20 protein-coding genes are annotated in these 23,014 nt (G+C 69.1%); 4 read left to right on the forward strand and 16 right to left on the reverse strand.

Annotated features, from left to right (window positions below; all coding sequences use genetic code 11):
• Positions 1–7: 7 nt before the first annotated feature.
• From QFZ67_RS09720 to QFZ67_RS09730, 3 genes are read right to left on the reverse strand one after another with little or no spacing between them, the layout of a single operon-like run.
• Entirely contained in the window at positions 8–1,909 is a 1,902-nt protein-coding gene (locus tag QFZ67_RS09720) for an IucA/IucC family siderophore biosynthesis protein (RefSeq protein ID WP_307660698.1), read from the reverse strand.
• A gap of 27 nt (positions 1,910–1,936) precedes the next feature.
• Positions 1,937–3,313, reverse strand: a complete 1,377-nt coding sequence (locus tag QFZ67_RS09725; protein ID WP_307660699.1) for a diaminobutyrate--2-oxoglutarate transaminase family protein — start codon at positions 3,311–3,313, stop codon at positions 1,937–1,939.
• A gap of 20 nt (positions 3,314–3,333) precedes the next feature.
• A complete protein-coding gene (locus QFZ67_RS09730; RefSeq protein ID WP_307660700.1) occupies positions 3,334–3,696 on the reverse strand; it encodes a hypothetical protein in 363 nt (120 codons plus the stop codon).
• 46 nt (positions 3,697–3,742) lie between these two features.
• On the opposite strand from QFZ67_RS09730, the gene QFZ67_RS09735 reads away from it, so the two are divergent.
• Both QFZ67_RS09735 and QFZ67_RS09740 read left to right on the forward strand, forming a co-directional pair.
• On the forward strand, positions 3,743–4,918 hold the full coding sequence (locus tag QFZ67_RS09735; protein ID WP_307660701.1) for a serine protease: 1,176 nt from the start codon (positions 3,743–3,745) through the stop codon (positions 4,916–4,918).
• 229 nt (positions 4,919–5,147) lie between these two features.
• Positions 5,148–6,317 (forward strand): serine protease, encoded by a 1,170-nt coding sequence (locus QFZ67_RS09740; RefSeq protein ID WP_307660702.1) that lies wholly within the window; start codon positions 5,148–5,150, stop codon positions 6,315–6,317.
• Positions 6,318–6,411: 94 nt separating this feature from the next.
• Here QFZ67_RS09740 and hflX read toward each other — a convergent pair whose 3' ends face one another.
• From hflX to miaA, 6 genes are all read right to left on the reverse strand, one after another.
• Complete coding sequence (hflX, locus tag QFZ67_RS09745) at positions 6,412–7,902, reverse strand: GTPase HflX (RefSeq protein ID WP_307660703.1); 1,491 nt, start codon at positions 7,900–7,902, stop codon at positions 6,412–6,414.
• Positions 7,903–8,102: 200 nt separating this feature from the next.
• Positions 8,103–9,563 (reverse strand): M1 family metallopeptidase, encoded by a 1,461-nt coding sequence (locus QFZ67_RS09750; protein ID WP_307660704.1) that lies wholly within the window; start codon positions 9,561–9,563, stop codon positions 8,103–8,105.
• Positions 9,564–9,629: 66 nt separating this feature from the next.
• On the reverse strand, positions 9,630–11,726 hold the full coding sequence (locus QFZ67_RS09755; protein WP_307660705.1) for a bifunctional (p)ppGpp synthetase/guanosine-3',5'-bis(diphosphate) 3'-pyrophosphohydrolase: 2,097 nt from the start codon (positions 11,724–11,726) through the stop codon (positions 9,630–9,632).
• A 176-nt stretch (positions 11,727–11,902) separates the two neighbouring features.
• A complete protein-coding gene (gene dapF, locus QFZ67_RS09760) occupies positions 11,903–12,781 on the reverse strand; it encodes a diaminopimelate epimerase (protein WP_307665781.1) in 879 nt (292 codons plus the stop codon).
• Positions 12,782–12,918: 137 nt separating this feature from the next.
• Positions 12,919–13,359, reverse strand: coding sequence for a hypothetical protein (locus QFZ67_RS09765; protein WP_307665783.1), 441 nt, complete (start codon positions 13,357–13,359; stop codon positions 12,919–12,921).
• Between the two features lie 105 nt (positions 13,360–13,464).
• Entirely contained in the window at positions 13,465–14,403 is a 939-nt protein-coding gene (miaA, locus tag QFZ67_RS09770; RefSeq protein ID WP_307660706.1) for a tRNA (adenosine(37)-N6)-dimethylallyltransferase MiaA, read from the reverse strand.
• Between the two features lie 182 nt (positions 14,404–14,585).
• On the opposite strand from miaA, the gene QFZ67_RS09775 reads away from it, so the two are divergent.
• Together QFZ67_RS09775 and QFZ67_RS09780 are read left to right on the forward strand one after the other, a co-directional pair.
• Positions 14,586–14,852, forward strand: coding sequence for a hypothetical protein (locus QFZ67_RS09775; protein WP_307660707.1), 267 nt, complete (start codon positions 14,586–14,588; stop codon positions 14,850–14,852).
• Positions 14,853–14,871: 19 nt separating this feature from the next.
• Positions 14,872–15,108 (forward strand): antitoxin, encoded by a 237-nt coding sequence (locus tag QFZ67_RS09780; protein ID WP_307660708.1) that lies wholly within the window; start codon positions 14,872–14,874, stop codon positions 15,106–15,108.
• A gap of 111 nt (positions 15,109–15,219) precedes the next feature.
• Here the strand turns inward: QFZ67_RS09780 and QFZ67_RS09785 are convergent, their stop codons facing one another.
• The 7 genes from QFZ67_RS09785 to QFZ67_RS09815 all read right to left on the reverse strand — a co-directional run bounded on the left by QFZ67_RS09785 (position 15,220) and on the right by QFZ67_RS09815 (position 22,887).
• Positions 15,220–15,927, reverse strand: coding sequence for a class III extradiol dioxygenase subunit B-like domain-containing protein (locus QFZ67_RS09785; RefSeq protein WP_307660709.1), 708 nt, complete (start codon positions 15,925–15,927; stop codon positions 15,220–15,222).
• Positions 15,928–16,016: 89 nt separating this feature from the next.
• On the reverse strand, positions 16,017–17,510 hold the full coding sequence (gene miaB, locus QFZ67_RS09790; RefSeq protein WP_307665784.1) for a tRNA (N6-isopentenyl adenosine(37)-C2)-methylthiotransferase MiaB: 1,494 nt from the start codon (positions 17,508–17,510) through the stop codon (positions 16,017–16,019).
• Positions 17,511–17,583: 73 nt separating this feature from the next.
• On the reverse strand, positions 17,584–18,204 hold the full coding sequence (locus tag QFZ67_RS09795; protein ID WP_307660710.1) for an ATP/GTP-binding protein: 621 nt from the start codon (positions 18,202–18,204) through the stop codon (positions 17,584–17,586).
• A complete protein-coding gene (locus QFZ67_RS09800; RefSeq protein WP_307660711.1) occupies positions 18,185–18,559 on the reverse strand; it encodes a DUF742 domain-containing protein in 375 nt (124 codons plus the stop codon). The genes QFZ67_RS09795 and QFZ67_RS09800 overlap by 20 nt, the downstream gene beginning before the upstream one ends.
• Positions 18,552–18,983, reverse strand: coding sequence for a roadblock/LC7 domain-containing protein (locus QFZ67_RS09805; protein WP_307660712.1), 432 nt, complete (start codon positions 18,981–18,983; stop codon positions 18,552–18,554). Before QFZ67_RS09805 ends, QFZ67_RS09800 begins: the two co-directional genes overlap by 8 nt.
• Before the next feature lie 36 nt (positions 18,984–19,019).
• Positions 19,020–21,419 carry a nitrate- and nitrite sensing domain-containing protein gene (locus tag QFZ67_RS09810; RefSeq protein WP_307660713.1) on the reverse strand — a complete coding sequence of 800 codons (2,400 nt, stop codon included), beginning with the start codon at positions 21,417–21,419 and terminating at the stop codon, positions 19,020–19,022.
• 283 nt (positions 21,420–21,702) lie between these two features.
• A complete protein-coding gene (locus QFZ67_RS09815) occupies positions 21,703–22,887 on the reverse strand; it encodes an NAD(P)/FAD-dependent oxidoreductase (protein WP_307660714.1) in 1,185 nt (394 codons plus the stop codon).
• Positions 22,888–23,014 lie beyond the last annotated feature (127 nt).

Here is a 23,014-nt window from a genome sequence, read left to right on the forward strand (position 1 = left end):
GGTTGCCTTAAGGACGAAGGGGGTTGGTGATCGTGACGTAGACGGACTGGGTGTCGACCGGGCCGATGAGCTCGTCGAGGCCGCGGAGCCGGGTGAGCAGATTGGCCTTGGACCGGAGCGTGGGGGCGTCGAGGAGCTGCGCGGGCAGTGGCGAGCCGAGGTCGGCGGTGGCCGAGAGGAACTGCCGGAAAGCGGCGATGAGTACGCGCTCGTCGGCGAGGCGCTGCGCTCCGAACGCTCCGATCAGGCCGAAGACATTGTTGATGCCGAGGTAGTAGGCGAAGCGCTCGTCGGTGACGTCGTCGGAGACGAAGGTGTCGCTTGCGGAGCCGATGCCGGGAAGGCGGCGTTCCAGGTCGGCGCGGTGGGATTCGCGGAAGTAGTAGCCCTGGTTGTCGCGGTAGCGGCCGCCGACGGGCCAGCCGTCGGGGTCGAGGATCACCAGGGTGTTCTGCTGGTGGGCTTCGAGTGCGATGCCCGCTGTGGCGTCCAGCCAGAGCACCGGGCGTACGACGTGGTCGAGGTAGCGCAGGAACCACTCGGCGGCGACGGCGCCGGTGGGCCTGCCGGTGCGGGCGGCGAGCCGGGCCACTACGTCGGCGAGACGCGAGTGCATCCCGGGACGGCCCGGCCAGGGGCGGGGCGCGGTCAGTCCCGCGATGCAGACGGCGTCGTCGCCGAGGCCGAACGGATTGTGGCGCACCACGACGTCGAGTCCGGGCACGGGCTCGCCATCAGCAGTGTCGACGGCGAGCCATGCGGGGTCCCGCACGATGCCGAAGCCGGGGTGGGCTGCCTGCCACTGCTCGGCGAGGCCGGTGCGGAGCAGCCGGTGGACCTCGACGCCGCGGTGGAGTTCTTTGCGGAGGTTCTCACGACGGGAGTTGGTGATGCGTACGCCAAGAGAGAGCTTGAGCATGGCCGGGGCGCCGGGACGGTGCACAGTGCGGACCGAGGAGGTGGGGTGCCAGGGGTCTGCGTGGGGACCGAGGTCATGCAGGAGACCGGCGTCGAGGAGGGCGACGACGGCGGTGCGGTGCTTCAGTTCGCGGGCCTGCCAGGGATGCAGCGGCAACGGAACGGAGTCTTCGGGGAGTTGGAGGTCCCCGCAGAGGCGGGCGGTGAGTTGTTCGGCCGGCAGGGTTCGGCCCTGTTCGGTCCAGGCGGATCCGGTGGCCAGGACGGACCGGTCTACGGCCATCCAGTGCAGCGGAAAGGAGCCGCGCAACTCCGGTGAGTAGAGCCGGGCTTCGGCCTCGGAAAGTCCTTCGCGGCTCTTGGGTGTCGGGTGGAGCGGGTGGCCGAGCAGGAGCGACTGCTCGGCGGTGAGGAAGAGGTCCGCCTCGGGATCGGGGGCGGGGCGGGCGCGGCGGTCGGTGATGAAGTCGGCGGTGCGCCGTACGGAGTCGGCGACCCGGCCGACCAGGTCGGCTCCCTCGCTCTGGCCCGCTTCCCGGCCGAGGAGGGCGGCGACGGTGACGGCGTCGGTGCCAGGCGCGTCGCGCGGCCCTCCTTCAAGGGCGGGCAGACCGAAGCGATGCCATCCACTGACCGACCAGTAGCGGACGGGGACGAGCAGCGCGGTGCCGCTGGCGTGCAGCGGGATGCGCAGGGTATGTCCGTCGGGCCTGTCGAGGTTGTTCTCCCTCACCCAGCAACGGAGCAGATTCTCGACGGCCGCCGCGTCCGCAGCGCGACATGGATCCGGGTGATCGAGGAGCTCGACGCCACTCGCGTCTGTGGGCGTGCCCGCGGTGGGGGCGTGCTGTTCACCGTGGCCCCCCGTCTGTTGGCGCGGCACCGTCGTCGCCTCGATCGTGAGAGGGCCGCGCATTCCGCCCTGTCCTTGGTGCTGGGCGGTGGGACGGCCGTCGGCCTCGGGCACATCGGGTGCGGGTGTGGGGTTCACGGAGGTCTTCCTTGTGATTTGTACGGGTCAGTAGGACTGCCCGCTATCGGTACGGCGTTGCAGGGAGCGCTCGGCGGCGGCCAGGGCATCGGCAAAGCGGTCGAGGACGGCCACAGCTTGTTCGTCGGTGAGGGTCAAAGGAGGGAGCAGCCGCACAACGCCGGAGTGGCGTCCGCCGAGTTCGACGATGAGCCCGCGGTCCAGGCACTCCTGCTGGACGGCGGCGGCGAGGGCGGGAGCGGGCGGCGGGACGAGAGCGTCCGGGGATGCGGCGTCCGGGTCGACGAGTTCAACGCCGATCATGAGGCCCCGGCCGCGTACGTCCCCGATGCAGGAGTGGGCCGCGGCCAGCCCCTGGAGGCGGCCCAGCATGCGCGCGCCGAGGGTCGCGGCGCGGTCGGCGAGCCGGTTCTCTCGTACGAACGCGAGGGTGGCCGCGCCCGCTGCCATGGCGAGCTGGTTGCCGCGGAAGGTGCCGGCATGGGCACCGGGCTGCCAGGCGTCGAGTTCGGACCGGTAGACGACCACGGCAAGCGGAAGGGAGCCGCCGATCGCCTTGGAGAACACCATCACATCGGGCACGATTCCGCTGTGCTCGACCGCCCAGAAGGTGCCGGTCCGCCCGACTCCCGTCTGCACCTCGTCGGCGATCAGCGGGATGGAGCGGGCCGCGGTGATCTCTCGCATCCTGCGCATCCAGGCGTCGGGGGCCGGGATCACTCCGCCCTCCCCCTGCACCGGTTCCAGGATCATCCCGGCCGGCCTGGGCACCCCGCCCTTGGGGTCGTCGAGGAGGTTCTCGGTCCAGCGGGCGCCGAGTTCGGCGCCGCGCTCGCCGCCGCTCCCGAAGGGGCAGCGGTAGTTCTGCGGGAAGGGCAGCCGGGTCACGCGTACATCGATGGCGCCGCCCGAAGCGTCGAGGGCGCCGGCCGTCATCCCGTGGTACGCACCGGTGAACGAGAGGAGGCCGCTTCGGCCGGTGGCCGTGCGAACGAGTTTGAGCGCGGCCTCGACGGCGTCAGTGCCGGCGGGCCCGCAGAACTGGATCCGTGCGTCATCGGCGAACTCCCGCGGCAGCGTGGTGAACAGCTCCGTGGTGAAGGCGTCCTTGACCGGGGTGGCGAGGTCGAGGACGTGCAACGGCGCCCCTGAGTCGATGACCTTCTTGATCGCTTCGAGGACCACGGGGTGGTTGTGCCCGAGCGCCAGGGTCCCCGCCCCGGAGAGGCAGTCGAGATAGCGCCGGCCGTCCGCGCCCTCGATCGTCAGCCCCCTGGCCCGTACGGGGACGATGGGCAGCGAGCGCGCGTAGGTACGGGCCGCGGACTCGCGGAGCGACTGGCGGCGCAGAATCCCCTCGTGCGCAGCGGACAGCGCCACCGGAGCAGGTTCGGTCACGGCCACGGCTGTTGGTCCTCCCGCTGTCACAGTTGCGTTGCACATCGATACCGCGTTCGTACGCCGCCAAGCCCGGCTGAACGCTGACCGTGTGTACCCCGTACGTACCAACGACGCCGGAAGCCGGTAATCACGGGCAATCGGAAGATCCTTGTGCTGACGGAACCGCGGACCTGGTGCACGCCGTCCCCATCGGCACCGGCATAGTGGGGGCCGCACTCCGGCCCGGGCACAGCGGCCGGGGGGTGAGCAACGCCTTTGTAGAGTTCGAGCAGTTCGAGCAGTTCGAGCAGTTCGAGCAGTTCGAGCAGTTCCGGCAGTTCGAGCAGTTCGAGCAGTTCCGGCAGTTCCGGCAGTTCCGGCAGTTCCGGCAGTTCCGGCAGTTCCAAAAGATCAGACAGTGCAGAAGTACCGAAGTCCCAGGGGGATCACGACATGCGACCCATTCGCCCGACGCTGGCCGCGGCTTCCATCGCCGCCGTGCTCGCGCTGGCTGCCACCGCCTGCGGTCCGAGCGAGGACAACGCGGGCGACAAGCCGAGCGCGCCCGCCAGCCAGTCCGCCGACGGGAAAATCACCATCCCGGACGATCTCAAGGACCGGCTCAAGGAGCACGGGATCGACCTGGACAAGTGGAAGAACGGCGAGTGGAAGAACTGGGACAGGGACAAGTGGCTGCGTGAGGCCCAGGACTACGTCAACCCGATCATCGAGGACCTCTGGGACCCGGACCGGATGCGCGATGCCAAGAAGCCGCCGGAGAAGCCCGTCGACAACGAGATTTCGGGCGACGAGGGTGTCACGGACCCGACTCCCGCGCCGGTGAAGGCGCAGGCCGTGAACGCTCCGTACCACTCCAACGCCGCCGAGGCCGGGAAGGTCCTCTTCGACGGCCCAGAGGGTTCGATGGTCTGCTCCGCGACCGTCGTGAAGGACCCGGCCAACCCCGGCAAGTCCAACATGGTGTGGACGGCGGGCCACTGTGTGCACGCCGGCAAGAACGGCGGCTGGTACCGCAACATCGCCTTCGTCCCGTCGTACAACGACAACGCCAAATCCACCTCGGAGCTGGAGAACACGCCGAAGGAAGAGATCGCTCCGTACGGCGTGTGGTGGGGCGACTGGGCCCAGACCTCCGAGCAGTGGATCTCCCAGGGCGCCGCGACGGGCGGCCAGGGCGCTCCGTTCGACTTCGCCGTGATCCACGTCACCCCGGAGAAGGGCGGCACGGGCAAGTCGCTGGAGGAGACGGTCGGTTCGGCGCTCCCGGTGGACTTCAACGCCCCGACCGTGCCGAAGATCGACGACATGACCGCCACCGGCTACCCGGCGGCGCCGCCGTTCGAGGGCCAGAAGCTCTACCAGTGCTCGGACAAGCCGGGCCGGCTGTCCATCAAGGCCAACGAACCGACGATGTACCGGATCGGCTGCACCATGACCGGCGGTTCATCCGGCGGCGGCTGGGTCGCCAAGGGCCAGGACGGCAAGCCCGCGCTGGTGTCGAACACCTCCATCGGCCCGGTCACGGCCGGCTGGCTTGCGGGTCCGCGCCTGGGCGACGAGGCCAAGGGCATCTACGACGCGGTCAGCAAGAAGTTCGCGGGCCAGTAGGCACGAGCAAATCCATGTGACTGACGGAAGGAAGAGGGGCTTGCGGCCGGTCGGCCGCAAGCCCCTCTTCCTTCCTCGTGGAGACTCCGTGCAGGTGAAGCCCTGCCCCAACTCCGCAAATACGCACCGCCATAGAGTGGTACCGCAGTAGGGGCGGCCCCGGAAGGCCGCCCTTTCGCATGACACGTTCATGGCACAAATCCGTTGCACTTCAGGGGGAATCGTTTCCATGCGATCCATACGACCACTGCTGGCTGCCTCCGGCATCGCCGCAGCCCTCGCGCTGACGGCCACCGCCTGTGGCCCGAGCGAGGACAAGGCCGCCGACAAGCCCGCTTCTTCCAGCCAGGCCGCAGACAAGGGCGGCGCAGCCCTTCCCGCGGACCTGGCCGACAGGCTCAAGGAGCACGGTGTCGACCTCGACAAGTGGAAGAACGGCGGGTGGAAGAACTGGGAGAAGGACAAGTGGCTTCGTGAGGCCAAGGACTTCGTCAACCCGGTGATCGAGGGCCTGTGGAAGCCCGAGCGGATGACGACGGCCAAGGCGCCGACGAAGACGCTCGCCGCCGGCGACATCTCCGGTGACCAGGACGTCACCGACCCGGAGCCGCGCCCGGTCCAGGCCCAGGAGGAGAAGAAGCCGTACAACCAGAACGCCGCTCCGGTCGGCAAGGTCTTCTTCGACTCCCCCGAGGGCTCGATGGTCTGCTCGGCCACCGTCGTCAAGGACCCGAAGAACCCCGGCAAGTCCAACCTGGTGTGGACCGCCGGCCACTGCGTCCACTCGGGCCAGGCGGGCGGCTGGTACCGCAACATCGCCTTCGTCCCCGCCTACAACGACAAGGGCAAGTCCGCGGCCGCGCTGGAGAACGCGCAGCCGCAGGAGATCGCTCCCTACGGCGTGTACTGGGCCGACTGGGTCTCGACCTCCGGTGAGTGGATCACCCAGGGCGGCCCGACCGGCGGCACGGGTGCTCCGTACGACTACGCCGTGATGCACGTGAAGCCGGAGAAGGGCACCAAGTCGCTGGAGGAGATGGTGGGCGTCGCCCTCGACGTCAACTTCGACGCGCCCGAGGCGAAGAGCATCAGCGCGATGGGGGCCTGGGGTTACCCGGCCGCCCCGCCGTACAACGGCGCGATCATGCACAAGTGCGTCGACCGTCCCGGCCGTCTCTCGATCGCGCCCGGTACGCCGACGATGTGGCGCATCGGCTGCACGATGACCGGTGGTTCCTCCGGTGGCGGCTGGTTCGCCGAGCAGCCGGGCGGCAAGCTGGCTCTGGTCTCCAACACCTCGATCGGCCCGGTCACTTCGGGCTGGCTGGCGGGTCCGCGCCTGGGCGAGGGCGCCCAGCAGATCTACACGACGATGAGCGACAAGTTCGCGGGCCGGTAAGTCCGCAGACTGGCCCGGAAGAACGGAAGGCCCGTACCCCTCGGGAGGGGTACGGGCCTTCCAACTTGATCAGCTGAGCCGGATCGGCGCGTGGTCAGCGAGTCGCCGGTACGTACGGCGCCAGCGCCGCGGCCAGCTCCTCGTGCACCCGCGCCTTGAGCAGAGTGCCCTCGGTGGTGTGCTCCTCGGAGAGAACCTCGCCCTCGGCATGCACCCGCGAGACCAGCCCGCCCTGGGTGTACGGCAAGAGGACCTCGATCTCGACCTCGGGCCGCGGCAGTTCGACGTCGATCAGCGCGAGCAGCTCGTCGATGCCCCTGCCGGTCCGTGCCGATACCGCGATCGCGTGCCGCTCGATGCGCAGCAGCCGCTGCAGTACGAGCGGATCGGCCGCGTCCGCCTTGTTGATCACCACGATCTCGGGCACGTCCAGCGCGCCCACATCGCGGATCACCTCGCGCACGGCGGCCAGCTGCTCCTCCGGCGCCGGGTGCGATCCGTCCACGACATGCAGGATCAGATCGGAGTCCCCGACCTCCTCCATGGTGGAGCGGAACGCCTCGACGAGGTGGTGCGGCAGATGCCGTACGAACCCGACGGTGTCGGCGAGGGTGTAGAGCCGGCCGCTCGGCGTCTCGGCCCGGCGGACGGTCGGGTCCAGGGTGGCGAACAGCGCGTTCTCCACCAGGACGCCGGCGCCCGTGAGGCGGTTGAGCAGCGACGACTTTCCTGCGTTGGTGTAACCGGCGATCGCGACCGAGGGCACCTTGTTGCGTCGGCGCTCCTGGCGCTTGATCTCGCGGCCCGTCTTCATATCCGCGATCTCCCGGCGCATCTTCGCCATCTTCTCGCGGATCCGACGCCGGTCCGTCTCGATCTTGGTCTCACCGGGACCACGGGTGGCCATGCCGCCACCGCTGCCGCCGCCCATCTGACGGGACAGCGACTGACCCCAGCCGCGCAGCCTGGGCAGCATGTACTGCATCTGCGCCAGCGCGACCTGCGCCTTACCCTCTCGGGACTTTGCGTGCTGGGCGAAGATGTCGAGGATCAGGGCGGTGCGGTCGACCACCTTGACCTTGACGACGTCTTCGAGGTGGATCAGCTGGCCGGGGCTGAGTTCACCGTCGCAGACGACGGTGTCGGCTCCGGTCTCGAGCACGATGTCGCGCAGCTCCTGCGCCTTGCCCGAGCCGATGTACGTGGCCGGGTCCGGCTTGTCACGGCGCTGGATGACGCCGTCAAGCACCAGTGCGCCGGCCGTCTCCGCGAGCGCCGCAAGCTCCGCGAGGGAATTCTCCGCGTCCTGCACCGTCCCCGTGGTCCATACGCCGACCAGCACCACACGCTCGAGGCGCAGCTGCCGGTACTCGACCTCGGTGACGTCCTCGAGCTCGGTGGAGAGGCCCGCCACACGCCGCAGCGCAGCGCGCTCGGAGCGGTCGAACTGATCGCCGTCCCGCTCTGTGTCGATCTCGTGGCTCCAGGCGACGTCCTCTTCCATCAGGGCATCGGCCCGAAGGCTCTCGGTGCGCGTCTCCGCGAAGCTCTGCTCGTCCTGGGAAGGGGATGAAGAGGAGGTCATTGGATCCTTACGTCGATTGGAAAACTGCTGAGAACTACCGAAAAGTGCCGGAGAAGAAATCCGGTACGTCAGTCACAACGCGTAACGGCCCCGGATGATTCCCCGAAGGGGTTCCGGCCCTGGCAGCGTCGCCGACCCGTTGATGGTCGCACGGTCCTGCCAGGGCCGTCACCCCAGTTTCAGCGGGCTGCGCCGGGCCTTCAGCGGGCCTGGCGGGCCGGGGGAGCGGCACTCCGCCAGTCCGGGTGCCCGGGCATCAGCGGCGTCCGGTCCGCGTACAGCCACTCCGCGAAGAACGCCGACAGGTCACGCCCCGCGATCCGCGAGGCCAGAGCGGTGAAGTCGGCGGTCGTCGCCGTCCCGTCCCGGTGCTCCCTCACCCAGGCCCGCTCAAGCTCCGCGAAGGCGTCCTTTCCGATGGTCTGCCGCAGTGCGTACAGGACCAGCGCACTGCCGTCGTACACCACGGGCCGGAAGAGGCTGATCTTCTGCCCCGGCGTCGGCGGCTTGGGCGCCGCGGGCGGCCCGGCGTCCGCCCGCCACTGGTCGGACAGCAAGTACGCCTCGCGCATCCGCGTCTCCAGCGGCTTGTGGGCCATCTCCTCCGCGTACGTCGCCTCGTACCAGGTGGCATGCCCTTCATTCAGCCACAGATCGGACCAGGTGCGGGGCGAGACGCTGTTGCCGAACCACTGGTGGGCCAGCTCGTGCACCATCACCGAGTCGACGTACCACTCGGGATATTCGCCGTCGGTGAAGAGGGAGCGCTCGAACAGCGAAAGCGTCTGCGTCTCCAGCTCAAACCCCGTGACGGCGTCGGCGATCAGCAGTCCATACGTCTCGAAGGGGTAGCGTCCGACCCTCTTCTCCATCCACTCCAGGTGCCCGGGTGTCTTCTTCAGCCAGGGCTCCAGTTTCTCCCGGTCCGCGGCCGGCACCACATCGCGTACGACCAGTCCGCCCGGCCCCTCGCGCTGGAGGACGGCCGAGCGGCCGATCGACACCTGCGCGAGCTCGGTGGCCATGGGGTGCTTTGTCTGGTACGCCCATGTCGTGTTGGTACCCGTCCAGACCTTCACCTTCCGTACGCCGTTGGCCACCGCCGTGAGCTCCTTGGGAGCGGTGATACGGAAGGTGAAGTACGCCTTGTCGGCAGGATGGTCGTTGCACGGGAAAACCCGGTGTGCGGCGTCGGCCTGGTTCGCCATCGCCAGCCCGTCGGCGGTGCGCACCCAGCCACCCTCGCCCGCCGGGCCGGTCGGGTCGCTGGTGTGGGTGACCGTGATCCGCATCCGCGAGTCCTGCTCGACGACGGCGGCCGGCTCCACGACCAGATCCTCTCCGGCGGTCGTGAACTCGGCGGGACGGCCGTTCACCTCGACCGTACGGACAGTGCCGTGCGAGAAGTCGAGGTTGATGCGCTCCAGCCGCTGGGCCGCCCTGGCGTCGATCCTGGTGACGGCGTCCAGTGGCTGGGTGTTGCTGCCGCGATAGGTGAAGGCGATGTCGTACGCGAGGACGTCGTAGCCGGGATTGCCCAGGTGCGGGAAGAGGGAGTCGCCGATGCCGAGCGGTGCGGGCGGCGGCAGGGCTGCGGCGACGAGGGTAGCCGAGGCGGTGGCCAGCAGGGCGGCACGCAGGCGCCGAGAGGTGAGCAGCATGCCCTACGGCTATCAGCGCGCCCGGCGATGAACGTGACGGCGCGCGCCGTGCCCACCCGAACGAGGTCAGGCGGTGGCCGCCGGATGCTGGGCGCGGCTCACGTCGTACACCCCCGGCACATCGCGCATGGCGCGCATCAGCGCGGGAAGACCTGCTGCGTCCGGGAGTTGAAGGGTGTACGTGTGCCGTACGCGCTGCTCGCTCGGCGGCTCGACGGTCGCCGAAACGATCGCCGCGCCCTCGATGGCGATGGCCTCGGTGAGGTCGGCGAGCAGCCGCGGCCGGCCGAAGGACTCGGCGATGAGGGTGACGCGGCACTCTGCGGCGTCGCCCCAACGCACCGGGATGGGCTCGCGGTCGAGGGACTTCATACGGGCCACGGCGGGGCACTCCTCCCGGTGGACCGTCACGGTGCCGCCGCGTACCGCGAAGCCGGTGACGGCGTCGGGCGGCACCGGCGTACAGCAGCCCGCGAGGCGTACCGTCGCGTCCGGCAGATCGACGACGGCGTTCGGGGCGGCGCGCCGGTCGGCAGTGACCGGCGCGGGTCTGCGGGGGGCGGCCGCCGCGACGTTCGTGCCCTCCGGATGCGCTGCGAGCCAGGTGCTGATGGCGATGCGGGCGGCGGGTGTGCGGGCATGGTCGAGCCAGTCGGGCGACGGGCCGGAAGCGGCGTCCTGGACATCCTGCGCGAGCAGGAGATGCACGGTGTCGCCGTCGCTCAGCACCGTACTGAGCGTCGCCAGACGGCCGTTGACGCGCGCGCCGATGCAGGCGTGCGCCTCCTCGCCGTACTGCCCATAGGCGGCGTCCACACAGCTCGCACCGGCCGGCAGACCGAGCGCGCCGCCGTCGGCGCGGAAGACGGTGATCTCTCGGTCCTGCGCCAGATCCGCGCGCAGGGAGGTCCAGAAGGTATCGGGGTCGGGGGTGGACTGCTGCCAGTCCAGGAGGCGGGAGAGCCAGCCGGGCCTGGTGGGGTCGGCGCGCTCGCCGTCGGCCGGCTCGGTCCCTGCGGCACCTTCCGGGGGCACATACGGATTGCCGAGGGCGATCACTCCGGCCTCGGCGACCTTGTGCATCTGGTGCGTACGGATGAGGACTTCGGCGACCGCGCCGTCCGGCCCAGCGACGGCGGTGTGCAGCGACTGGTACAGGTTGAACTTGGGGGCGGCGATGAAGTCCTTGAACTCCGAGATCACCGGGGTGAAGCAGGTGTGCAGTTCGCCCAGCACGCCATAGCAGTCGGCGTCCTCGCCGACCAGCACGAGCAGCCGTCCGAAGTCCGTGCCGCGCAGCTCGCCGCGCTTGAGTCGCGCGCGGTGCACGGAGACGAAGTGGCGCGGCCTGATGAGGACTTCGGCGGCGATGTCGGCGTCCCGCAGCACCGCCCTGAACTTCTCGGCGATGGCGTCGAGGGCGTCCCAGGCGGTTGCGTTGTCCGCGATGAGGGCGCGCGTGCGTTCGTACTCCTCGGGGTGGAGGATCGCGAAGACGAGGTCCTCCAGCTCGGTCTTGAGCGCCTGGACACCGAGCCGTTCGGCGAGGGGGATGAGGACGTCGCGGGTGACTCTGGCGATGCGGGCCTGCTTCTCGGGGCGCATCACGCCGAGGGTGCGCATGTTGTGCAGCCGGTCGGCGAGTTTGATCGACATCACGCGGACGTCATTGCCGGTGGCGACGAGCATCTTGCGGAAGGTTTCGGGCTCGGCTGCCGCGCCGTAGTCGACCTTCTCCAGCTTGGTGACACCGTCGACCAGATAGCAGACCTCGGCGCCGAACTCCGTCCGTACCTGATCGAGCGTCACCTCGGTGTCCTCGACGGTGTCGTGAAGGAGGGACGCGGTCAAGGTCGTTGTCTCCGCGCCCAGTTCGGCGAGGATGAGCGTCACGGCGAGCGGATGCGTGATGTAGGGCTCGCCGCTCTTGCGGAACTGTCCGCGGTGGGAGGACTCGGCCAGGACATACGCCTTGTGCAGGATGGCGAGGTCTGCCTCCGGGTGGTGTGCCCGGTGCGCTTCGGCCACGTGCCCGATCGCGTCGGGCAGCCGGTCGCGGGCTGCGGGCCCCAGGAGCGCGGCACGGCCCAGCCTGCGGAGGTCGATCCTGGGACGCCCACGCCTGCGACTGTGGGCACCAGGGTTGGCGGCCTCTGCACTCATGGGGCACCTCCGGCAGCTTCGACCGGCGGTGGGAAGGACAGGCGTGCCCTCCGGGCCGGTGCTTGATGCTACCGAGCCCACCACGTGGCGCAGTCCGGCTCTCGCTCAGCGTGAAACGGATCACCCATTCGAGCGAAGCTCTAAGCGATCTCGGTTTCGGTCCTTACTGGGGTGATCTAGGCCAAGAGGGCGGGGTCGATGTGTCCCTCGGCGACGATCACGGCGGGGCCGGTCATCTCGATCTCGCCGTCCGGCCGCTCCGTGATCACCAGACGCCCGCCGGGCAGATCCACGGTGTACGTGACGGGGGCGCCGGTTTCCGAAGGGTCCGTACCGTCCCTGCGGGCCGCCGCCACAGCCACGGCGCACGCGCCCGTGCCGCACGAGCGGGTCTCGCCGGAGCCGCGCTCGTGCACGCGCATGGCGACATGGCGCTCGCCGCGGTCGACGACGAACTCGACGTTCACCCCGTCCGGGTAGACGGACGCCGGGGTGAAGGGGGGCACGGAGAACAGGTTCCCGGCGTGGTCCAGGTCCTCGACGAAGGCGACCGCATGGGGATTGCCCATGTTCACGTTCAGAGCGGGCCAGCTGCGACCGTCGACGGTGACCGTGACGCTCCCCTCGGGGAGCAGCGCGCGGCCCATGGAGACCGTGACGTCACCGTCCTTGGCGAGGTGCACCTTCTTGACGCCGCCGCGGGTGGCCACCGCGAGGTCGCCCGCCTCGACAAGGCCCGCGCGCTGAAGGTAGCGGGCGAAGACGCGTACGCCATTGCCGCACATCTCGGCGATCGATCCGTCTGCGTTGCGGTAGTCCATGAACCACTCGGCCTCGTGGGCCATGGCGCGCGCCTCGGGGTGCTCGGCGGACCGTACGACATGCAGCAGACCGTCGCCGCCGATGCCGGCCCGGCGGTCGCAGAGCTTGGCGACGACGGGGGCGGGCAGGTCGACGGTGTTGTCCGGGTCGGGGACGATCACGAAGTCGTTCTCGGTCCCGTGGCCCTTGAGGAAGGCGATCGGCGAGGTCTGCGAGGTGCTCACGCCGTCTATCGTACGAGGACCCTCGAACACTCGGCGGGGCCGGGACGATCGACCCACGGTCAACCGAGCCGGGACGATCGACCCACGGTCAACCGAGCCGGGACGATCGACCCGCAGTCAACCGAGCCGGGACGATCGACCCGCAGTCAGCGGAGCCGGGCCACTCGCCAGACAGCCAGCGCGACGAGCACCAGGCCCACGCCGACGTACAGAGCGATGACTCGCCAGTCGGCGCGCTCGCCGGCGCCGCGGGGCGGCAGTCCCGGCCAGGTGTGGCCCACGCGGCGGGCGGCCATCACACCCCAGCCCGCGGCGCAGCAGCTGATCAGCAGGCCCAGCATGGCGACGACCGCGCCGCCGTCGCCGGTGCCGAAGGCGAGCGGGAAGGCGAACATCAGGGAGCCGACCGCGGCGAGCGCCACAATGGGTGCGAGCTGCCAGATCCGCAGCCTGCGCTGCGGTCGCAGTTCGACCTCGACCTCGTCCGCGAGCAGGTCCTGTTCGTCAGGCCCGTCCGGACTCAGACGGGACGCGCTGTCCGCTGCGTCCCGCCCTTCCTGCTCTGTGTCGCGAGGGCCGGCCTCCATCGCCACGCGCCCTCCCAACTCGGACTCCACGTCGATCGATGCTCGATGATGGCACGCTCCAGGGCGCCGAATTGGCTGGCAGAGCGTCCCGATGCCATCACGTGATCAGGCTGTAACCGCTCGTTCGACCAACGCCAGCGCCTGGTGCGGAAGTTCCCTCCGGTGCTCGGCCGCGCCGCTCAGCCAGTGCACGCGCGGGTCCCGGCGGAACCATGAGTCCTGGCGGCGCGCGAAGCGCTTGGTGGCGCGCACGGTCTCATCGCGCGCCTCCTGTTCGGTGCACTCCCCCGCGAGCGCCGTGAGCACCTGCTGGTAGCCGAGTGCACGCGATGCCGTGCGCCCCTCGCGCAGGCCCTGCGCCTCCAGTGCGCGCACTTCGTCGACAAGGCCCGCTTCCCACATCCGGTCCACGCGCATCGCGATGCGTTCGTCGAGCTCGGGGCGGGCGACGTCGACGCCGATCTGGACCGTGTCGTAGACGGCATCATGGCCGGGAAGGTTGGCGGTGAAGGGCTTGCCGGTGATCTCGATGACTTCGAGGGCACGGACGATGCGGCGGCCGTTGCTGGGCAGGATCGCCTTGCCTGCCTCGGGGTCGGCGGCGGCGAGGCGGGCGTGCAGGGCACCGGAGCCGCGCGCCGTCACCTCCTCCTCGAGCCGGGCTCGGATCGCGGGGTCGGTGCCGGGGAACTCGAGGGCGTCGATGGCACCGCGTACGTACAGCCCGGAGCCGCCGACGAGGACGGGCGTACGGCCTTCGGCGAGAAGGCGGTCGATCTCCGCTCTGGCCAGCTTCTGGTATTCGGCGACGCTCGCGGTCTCGGTGACGTCCCAGATGTCGAGGAGCTGGTGCGGGATCCCGCCACGCTCGTCGGTCGTCAGCTTTGCGGTGCCAATATCCATCCCTCGGTAGAGCTGCATGGAGTCGGCGTTGACGACCTCGCCGCCCAACCGCCGGGCGAGGAAAACGCCTAGATCGGACTTTCCGGCCGCGGTGGGACCGACAACTGCGATGACCCGCGGGGCGGGAGCTGCGCTTCTCACTGCCCCAGTCTCGCAAACCCACGGGCATGTCCCCGAACGAGCGAGGTGACGACACAGGTGCGGGTTCGTTGCCTGTTGCGAGGTTCCGAACGCCGGTTTCTCGACCGGTGCCCGCGGGCGGCGCAATGGGACGCTCGGGGCGACGCGGAACTTCGCCCTCACGAGTAGGCTATGGAGCAGATATGGGCGTTTTTTCACGGTTTCGTCGCAAGTCCAGGACGACCGCCGAGGCGTCAACCGAGGAGGCGACCGCCAGTACTCTGACGGCCGACTCCCCGGTTGAGTGCGGTTCCGAGGCCGAGGCGTCGACGGACGCTGCGGCGGAGGTCACCGAAGCCGCGGAGGCCGAGGGCTCCGAGACCGCGGCCGCCGAAGGCGTGGAGATTCCGAAGCAGCAGTCGGCCGAGGAGGCGGCGGACAACGAAGCCGGCGAGGGCGCCCGCAAATAGTCCCGAGGGAAGGTGGCCCATGGGCTTCATGGACACGTTGAAGGCCAAGCTCGCCCCGGCCAAGGACAAGGTCTCTGACCTCGCGCAGCAGCACGGGGGCAAGATCGAGCACGGTCTGGAAAAGGCCGCGAAGACGGTCGACGCAAAGACCAAGGGCAAGTACAGCAATAAGATCGAGTCTGGCACCGGCAAGGCCAAGGAGGCCCTGGACCGCATTGCCCACAAGGACGACGGCACTACGCCGCCGGCTTCCTGACATTCACCGACGGAAGGCCGCGGAACAACTCGTTTCGCGGCCTTCCGCCGTCGCGGGTCCACCCGCACGGATCCGCCGCCGGTACGGGATCCGCCGCCGGTACGGGATCCGCTACGACCAGGCGGCGACGAGGTAGCCGACGCCGTACGGGGCGTCCTCGTAGAGCAGTTGCCCGGCCAGGTCCGCCCCCTCGGCGGCTCCCGCGAGCACCTGCCAGGGAGCCCGGCCCGCCGCCTTGAGTTCGAACGCCAGTGACTCGTCCAGCGCCTTGAGCGCATCGACATCGGCCGCACCCAGTGCCCGGGCGGCCTCCCGGTCGAAGCCGGCCGCCCGCTCGTCCAGATAGCCGGGGGCTTTCAGCGTGCGGCACGCACTGCCGTCGCCCATCACCAGCAGCGCGACGCGTTCCGCCCGGGCGCCCAGTTCCCGCCCGGCGGCAAGGCAGCGGTCACCGGCGAGGTGATCGCCGACACCGAGACCCTCCACCGGGGCATCCGCCCACTGCGCGCGGCCGAGCAGCCAGGCGGCGACTGCCAGGGACGGCGGCAGCAGACGCTCCTGGTCCGCGCCCACTCCGAGCCGTACGTCGACGTCCACACCGAAGCCGTGGAAGGACCCGGTCGCGCCCGCGAGGTACGGGCTGCGGCCCTCCTGCTCGGCGGGGCCGACCACGAACAGCAAGTCGGGCCGGGAAGCGGCGAGCACCCCCAGGGCGTCGGCGCACGCGCTCCGCGCCGCGTCGAGTTCGGGCGCGGCTCCCGCGGCGACGTCGGGCACGAGCAGCGGCGGGCAGGGGCACACGGCGGCGGCGACAAGCATGATCGCCAGCCTAATGCGTGGTCAGGCCTGCGTCCGTGTTCAGGTCCGGGCCCGGGTGAAGTGCCTGCGTCCCCCGCCGCGCCCCTCCGTCAGTCGCAGCCGCACCCGGGCGCCGCGGCCACCGGCAGCGGATCAGGCACACCGATCCTGGGCAGTCCCAGCATCACTCCGGCCGGCTTCGCCGCCTCGGCGGCGTTGCGCTTCTCCCACGCGTCGCCGGCGCGGGTGCGTCGTACGGACTTCGCGGTGCCCTCCGCCAGCAGGTGGTGCGGGGCGGCGTAGGTGATCTCGACGGTCACCACATCGCCCGGGCGCACGTCCTCGTCCGGCTTCGTGAAGTGGACGAGACGGTTGTCCGGGGCGCGCCCCGACAACCGGTGCGTGGCGCCGTCCTTGCGGCCCTCGCCCTCGGCGACCATGACCTCCAGGGTCCGGCCGACCTGCTGCTTGTTCTCCTCCCAGGAGATCTCCTCCTGGAGGGCGACGAGGCGCATATAGCGCTCCTGGACGACCTCCTTGGGGATCTGGCCGTCCATCTCCGCCGCCGGGGTGCCGGGGCGCTTGGAGTACTGGAAGGTGAACGCGTTCGCGAAGCGGGCCTCGCGCACGGCATGCATGGTTTGCTCGAAATCCTCCTCGGTCTCGCCGGGGAAGCCCACGATGATGTCGGTGGAGATGGCGGCGTGCGGAATCACTGCGCGCACCTTCTCGATGATCCCGAGGAAGCGCTCCTGCCGGTACGAGCGGCGCATCGCCTTCAGGATCGGGTCCGAGCCGGACTGGAGCGGCATGTGCAGCTGCGGCATGACGTTCGGCGTCTCGGCCATCGCGGCGATCACGTCGTCCGTGAAGTCCCGCGGGTGCGGCGAGGTGAAGCGGACCCGCTCCAGGCCCTCGATGTTTCCGCAGGCGCGCAGCAGCTTGCTGAATGCCTCGCGGTCGCCGATGTCGGAGCCGTACGCGTTGACGTTCTGGCCGAGCAGCGTGATCTCGGAGACGCCCTCGGCGACGAGTGCCTCGACCTCGGCCAGGATGTCGCCGGGCCGGCGGTCCTTCTCCTTGCCGCGCAGCGCCGGGACGATGCAGAAGGTGCAGGTGTTGTTGCAGCCGACCGAGATGGAGACCCACGCGGCGTACGCGGACTCACGGCGGGTCGGCAGCGTCGAGGGGAAGGCCTCGAGCGACTCCGCGATCTCGACCTGCGCCTCTTCCTGGATACGGGCGCGCTCCAGCAGCACCGGCAGCTTGCCGATGTTGTGCGTGCCGAAGACGACGTCGACCCACGGCGCCTTCGAAACGATGGTCTCGCGGTCCTTCTGGGCCAGGCAGCCGCCGACGGCAATCTGCATTCCGGGCCGCTTGGTCTTCATCGGCGCGAGCCGGCCGAGATTGCCGTACAGCTTGTTGTCGGCGTTCTCCCGGACCGCGCAGGTGTTGAAGACGACGACGTCGGCGTCACCGTCGGCGCCTTCGGGCGCGCGGACATAGCCGGCGTCCTCCAGCAGGCCCGACAGCCGCTCGGAGTCGTGAACGTTCATCTGGCACCCGTAGGTGCGCACCTCGTACGTTTTCAAACCGTCCACTACTCCGCCAACCACGTCGTTACCGCTCACCCGTCCAGGGTAAGGGCTCCGGTCGGGCCACAACGCTGAAGACCTACGCCGGCCTCCATGCCGCCCGATCAGCGGCCGGCACAGGCGTCAGGCGAGCGGATGCCTGCGCTCTCGCCACTTCCAGCAGGGCAAGGAGCACCGTCTTACTGGAGCTGCGATCGCGGACGTCACACAGGATGACGGGTGTGGTGGGTTCGAGGGCCAGTGCCTGTCGCACCTGCTGGCTCGTGCATTCCCGTCTGCCGTCGAAGCAATTGACGCCCACGGCGAAGGGGATTCCACGCTCCTCGAAGAAATCCACTGAGGCGAAGGAGGAATCCAGACGTCGGGTATCAGCGAGTACCACGGCTCCCAGGGCGCCGAGAGCCAAGTCGTCCCACATGAACCAGAAGCGATCCTGGCCGGGGGTTCCGAACAGGTAGAGCACCAGCTCCGGGGCGATGGTGATCCGGCCGAAGTCCATGGCGACGGTGGTCGAATACTTGCCTTCCACACCTGCCAGATCGTCGATCCCCAGGCTCGCCTCGGTGATGCGCTCCTCTGTCTCCAGCGGGGGCACCTCGCTCACTGAGCCCACCATGGTGGTCTTGCCCACGCCGAAGCCGCCCGCAATCAGGATCTTCACTGCTGTCGGCATGATCGGCTCAGAGCTGACGGATACCATCCATCACCCTTTCGATGAGTTCCACGCTCGGTTTGTCCGCCTCCGGAGGCGGCGCCTGGACCAAAATCATCGAGTCGTTCAGTAAGTCCCCACAGAGAACTTTCACCACGCTCACCGGAAGATCCAGGTGGGCAGCTATCTCAGCGACTGCCACCGCGCGATCCCGGCAGAAATGCAGGATTTCGGCTGACTCCGGCTCCAGGGGTTCCTGGTTGACCTCATGAAGGGACCGTGTGACAACCAGCGTGATCAGCGTGAAAGTGTGCTGACTGTGACGGGTACGTCCGCCGGTAATGGCGTATGGCCGGACGTGGCGTCCGGCCCCTTCATCGTCGAACCATCGCGGGTCAGGCATCCTGAATGTAACCGTGGGGGGAGGCCTGCACGCGGGGCGCGGCGCTGAGGTACTTGCCTACCTGTTTGACGAGCGTGCCCATCTCGAAGGCCATCATCCCGACATCCACTTCCTCGGAGGCGATCGCGGCAAGACGCGCTCCCCTGCCGGCGGCGGTGACAAAGAGGAATGCTTTTTCCATCTGGATGACCGTCTGCTGGACCTCTCCGCCGTGGAAGTGGCGCGCAGCGCCACGGGCGAGGCTGTGCATCCCCGATCCGACCGCGGACAGGTGCTCGGCGTCGTCCCGGCCGAGGCCCTTCGATTTGCCGATAAGGAGGCCGTCCCCGGACAGCACGATGGCGCAGCGAATCTCTGGAATCTGGTCCACGAGGCTGTCCAGGAGCCAGTCCAGCTGGGGAGCGGCGTGTACCTGCTCAGTCATTACTGAATGTTCCCTCACAGTTAGTTGGCGCTGCGGCTAGTTGGCGCTGCGGCCACGCGACTCCGCCTGACTGTCCACACCGGCCGACTCTTCGGCCTCGGCGATCTGGGCCCGCTTCATCCCCTGTTGGATGGCCATCATGGTGCGGGCTGACTCGCCGGGGGAGATAGCGCCGGCCTCGCCCTCGTCATCCTGCTGGGATTGTGCATGCGCCGCCTCCTTGCGCAACTGCTGCGCGAGGCTCGCTCCTCGTGTCCTTTGTGGAAGGACACGAGGGGTCACCAGTGGTGGGGATGCATCCTGTGCGCCCTCATACGTGGCGGGTTCGGGATGCCCGACTTCGGGATCGGGATGCTCTTGGGGAGGCGTCCACTCCGGCGGCGCTGGAGCCTGCGCTCCCGGGTGAGCTGATGCGGCCGGCAACAGACCTGCACCTCCATACTCGGGATACCCGTGGTGGTCTTGGAGTTGAGGCTGCACAGTGGCGTCTGCACTCCCGCCCAGTGCGCCCGCCGCCGAGGCTGCTGAGGATGCTGAGGCTGCTGATTTGAGCTGCTCCAGCAGCGGGGAATCGTGCTCCTCAAGCAGGGCTGCGGGAAGAAGCACGATGGCGAGGGTCCCGCCGTAGACGGACTCGCGCAGTTCCACCTTGATCTTGTGTCGCTCCGCGAGCCGGGCCACCACGAAGTGCCCGAGGCGCGGGTCCGCGCCCAGCGTCATCATGTCGAGCTCGGGCGGGTGCGCGAGAAGCTGGTTGGCGCCGACGCGGTGGTCCTCCGGCATTCCGAGCCCGTGGTCCTCGACATGGAGCGCCAGGCCCCTGGCGACCTTCGTTGCGCTGACGAACACCTGGGTGTCCGGCGGGGAGAAGCTCGTGCCGTTCTCGATGAGCTCAGCGAGCAGGTGGGTGACGTCGGCGACGGCCCGGCCGGCGAGAGATACCCGCCGGCCTGGGGGGAGGTTCTTCACCTTGACCCGGGTGTAGTGCTCAGTCTCCGCCACCGCGCTGCGCATCACGTCAGTGATGGAAACAGGAGCGGTCATGCGGCGGGTGGGCGGGGATCCGCCGAGGATCACGAGGTTTTCCGAATGGCGCCGCACGCGGGTGGCGAGGTGGTCGACCTTGAAGATGTCCTTCAGCAGGTCCGAGTCTTCGTGCTTGCGCTCGAGGTCGTCCAGGAGGGAGATGAGCCGGTGGATCAGGGTTTGGGTGCGGCGGATGAGCTTGGAGAAGACCTTTTCCGTTCCCTCGCGGCCGAGGGACTGATGGACGACAGTGTCCGCGGCGACGCGTGCCAGGTGGTCGATTGCCGCGTCGAGCCGTTCCAACTCATCGGTGGCGTGGTGCCTGCGAGGAGGAAGTACGGTCGGGTCGACCTGTTCTCCGCGCTCGAGTTGGGCGACGAGCTGGGGCAACCGGGTGCCGGCCAAGTCCTCGGTCTTCTGCTGGAGCTGGGAGAGCCGGCTGATCACCGAGCGCCAGAAGCGCAGGGCCAGCGCCCCTACGACCGCCAGGGCGGCCAGCGTGGCGATGGTGCCCAGGATCAGGCACAGCAAGAGACCGTCGGCTCGATCCGTGCCGGTGTCGGCCAGGTTCTCGAGGGAGTCCGAGTTCAGCTTCTGCAGATCGTTGACGACGGTGTCGGCGGCGTCTGGCCACGCTGTGGCCTGGTTGGGCAGCTTCGTGCCGCCGCTGATCGCCACAGCGTCTTCGATCGATGCCAGTGAGGTCCACCGGGGGCTGTCGGTGATGCTTGCATAGGCGGTGGCATCGTCTGTGAGGAGGTCACGGGCGTCCAGGCCTTTGCGGGTCTCTCGCTGGATCGCCAGGTACTGGCTGAACTGAGCGTGGGGCGTGGAGGCGATGCGGCCGGACGGCAGTGCGGCGGAGATCAGCGCGTCCTCGCGCGAGAGCATCTCCGTGACCTGCACCAGGGACGTCGCGGCGACGGCGTGCGCGATGCGCCCGTCGTCGGTCCGTGTGGCCGCGGTGAGCAGGCTGGCGCCGTCAGCGATGGAGTCCGTGAAGTACTGGAAGGCGTCGGTGCTGGTGAGGGTGCGTTCGTCGATCGCATCGCGACGCTTGGACAACGTGTCCAGCGAGTCGCTCAGCTCCTTGGCCCGGCTCTTCAACGCCGTGGTGTCCAGCCCGGAGGGGGACAACCGGCGGAACTCCTCGACGGCAGCGTCGGTACTGCTCCGGGCGTCGTCCAGGGCGGCGCGGGAGGAGCTGGTGCGTGTGGCCTGCCAGGCGGCGGTGAGCCGGCGCTCGTCCTGAAGACGGGCCAGCACGCCGTAGGCGGGCCGGCCCGCGGACACGACCCGGTCCACATCGGCACGCAGCTGGATTTGCTCGTCGACAAGCCCGGTCGCCGTGTAGCTCCACAGTCCGGTGAGGAAGAGCGCTGGAACGACAAGAGGTAGGGCAAACGACAATCGGAGAGATCTGCGAGGGGCGGACCTATGACTTGTCCGCCGGTCGCGGGTGCCTGGCATCTGATTCCTCGTACGGCAGCGAAACAATGATGGCAGTAAGGGATGGTTCGAAATGCCCAACTTCCCCCCGCACGCGACGCCCTGACACACAGTCACCAGAGGTCGGCGGTCGGTGGAACCGTACCAGGATCATGCCGCACCCTTCATAAAAATGCTCCGGTCGGGTGAATCTTCTAGGGCATCGTGCGTGGTCGGAGCCCCCGAACACACCTGAGGGATCTGGTCAGAGGAGGGCCAGCAGCTTCGGGGTGTAAAGGGCGCTGACGGTCTCAATTCCGGCGACCATGTCGAAATAGATCGCTGTGAGGTCCGGGTCCGTCTCTACTGCGCGCAGCAGTGAGAGCCGCTGCTCGTGCTGTGCCAGTTGCGCCACCGCCAGCGTCGACTCGTAGGCCGGAGCGAGCGAGGTGTCTCGGTCCTCGGCGTAGTCCAGGAGCGCTTGGTCGAGTTGCTGCGGGTCGCCACCGAGCCGGTCGCCCACACGCCGCGCGAGGGTTTCTGCCTGGAGGAACGCGTCGCTAATCCCGCGTGCGGTGATGGAGTCCTTGTGGTGTCCGGCGTCGCCCACCAGGGCCCAGCCGGGGCCGGTCGCCTGTCGGAAGAAGTTCTGCTGGTCACCTGTGCCGCGCAGACGTTCGATGCGGCGTTTTCCGTGGAGCCGCTCGTACAGGGCCGGCGCGGTGGTGCGTATCTGTCCCAGGTAGGCGTGGCGTGTGTCGGTGCGGACTTCCTCGAATCGGGATTGCGGGAAGTAGGCCAGGACGAGGGTCGCGTTGTCGTTGGTCGGTACGGCAGCCACCCAACTCGAGGGTTTCTCATAGAGTTCGAGGGCGGCCGGCACGTCTTCCCAGTATCCGTAGTAGGCGCAGGTCAGCTTCGGGCCCTGAACGGTGTAGCGCGCCCGGCTGAGCCTGGCGACCGTGGAGCGCATTCCGTCCGCGCCGATCACCAGATGGGCTCGTTCGCTGAAGGAGCGGCCGCGGTGCTTGCCCTCCACGCCAATGACGCGTCCGGTGTCGTCGCGCAGGAGGCGGGTCACCGAGGTCCGGTCGCGGAAGTCGACGCCGGCCGCGACGGCTGCGTCCACCAGGATGGCGTCCAGGACGTGGCGGCGGGGGGCGTATCCGGCGCGCTGTCCCTCAACGCCTCGGGCGCAGCCTTCGAGACGGATGTCGGCCACTTCGTAGACCGCGCGGTCAAGGGGTGGGCAGCCTGAGGCGCGTACGGTCTCGAGCAGGCCCCAGCGGGCGAGTGCCGCGACGCCGGGCTGGTGGATGAGGTGGGTGGAGAGGGTGTCGGAAGGGAATGCCGCCCGGTCGAGCATGAGTACCCGGTATCCCGCGCGGGCGAGCAGCATGGCTGTGGGAGCTCCGGCGCAACGCGCCCCTACCACGATGGCGTCGAACATGTGCGTGCCTCACAGACATCGGGACTGGGTGGGAGCCGCGATGCCGCGTGGGAGGGGCAGCCTCGGGCGTCAGCTCCGGACGAGGGACGGGACGTGCGCCTATGGTGTGTGGACATTCCGGCATTGG

Origin of the sequence: Streptomyces sp. V1I1 (genome assembly GCF_030817355.1) — a bacterium.
Lineage (GTDB): Bacteria > Actinomycetota > Actinomycetes > Streptomycetales > Streptomycetaceae > Streptomyces.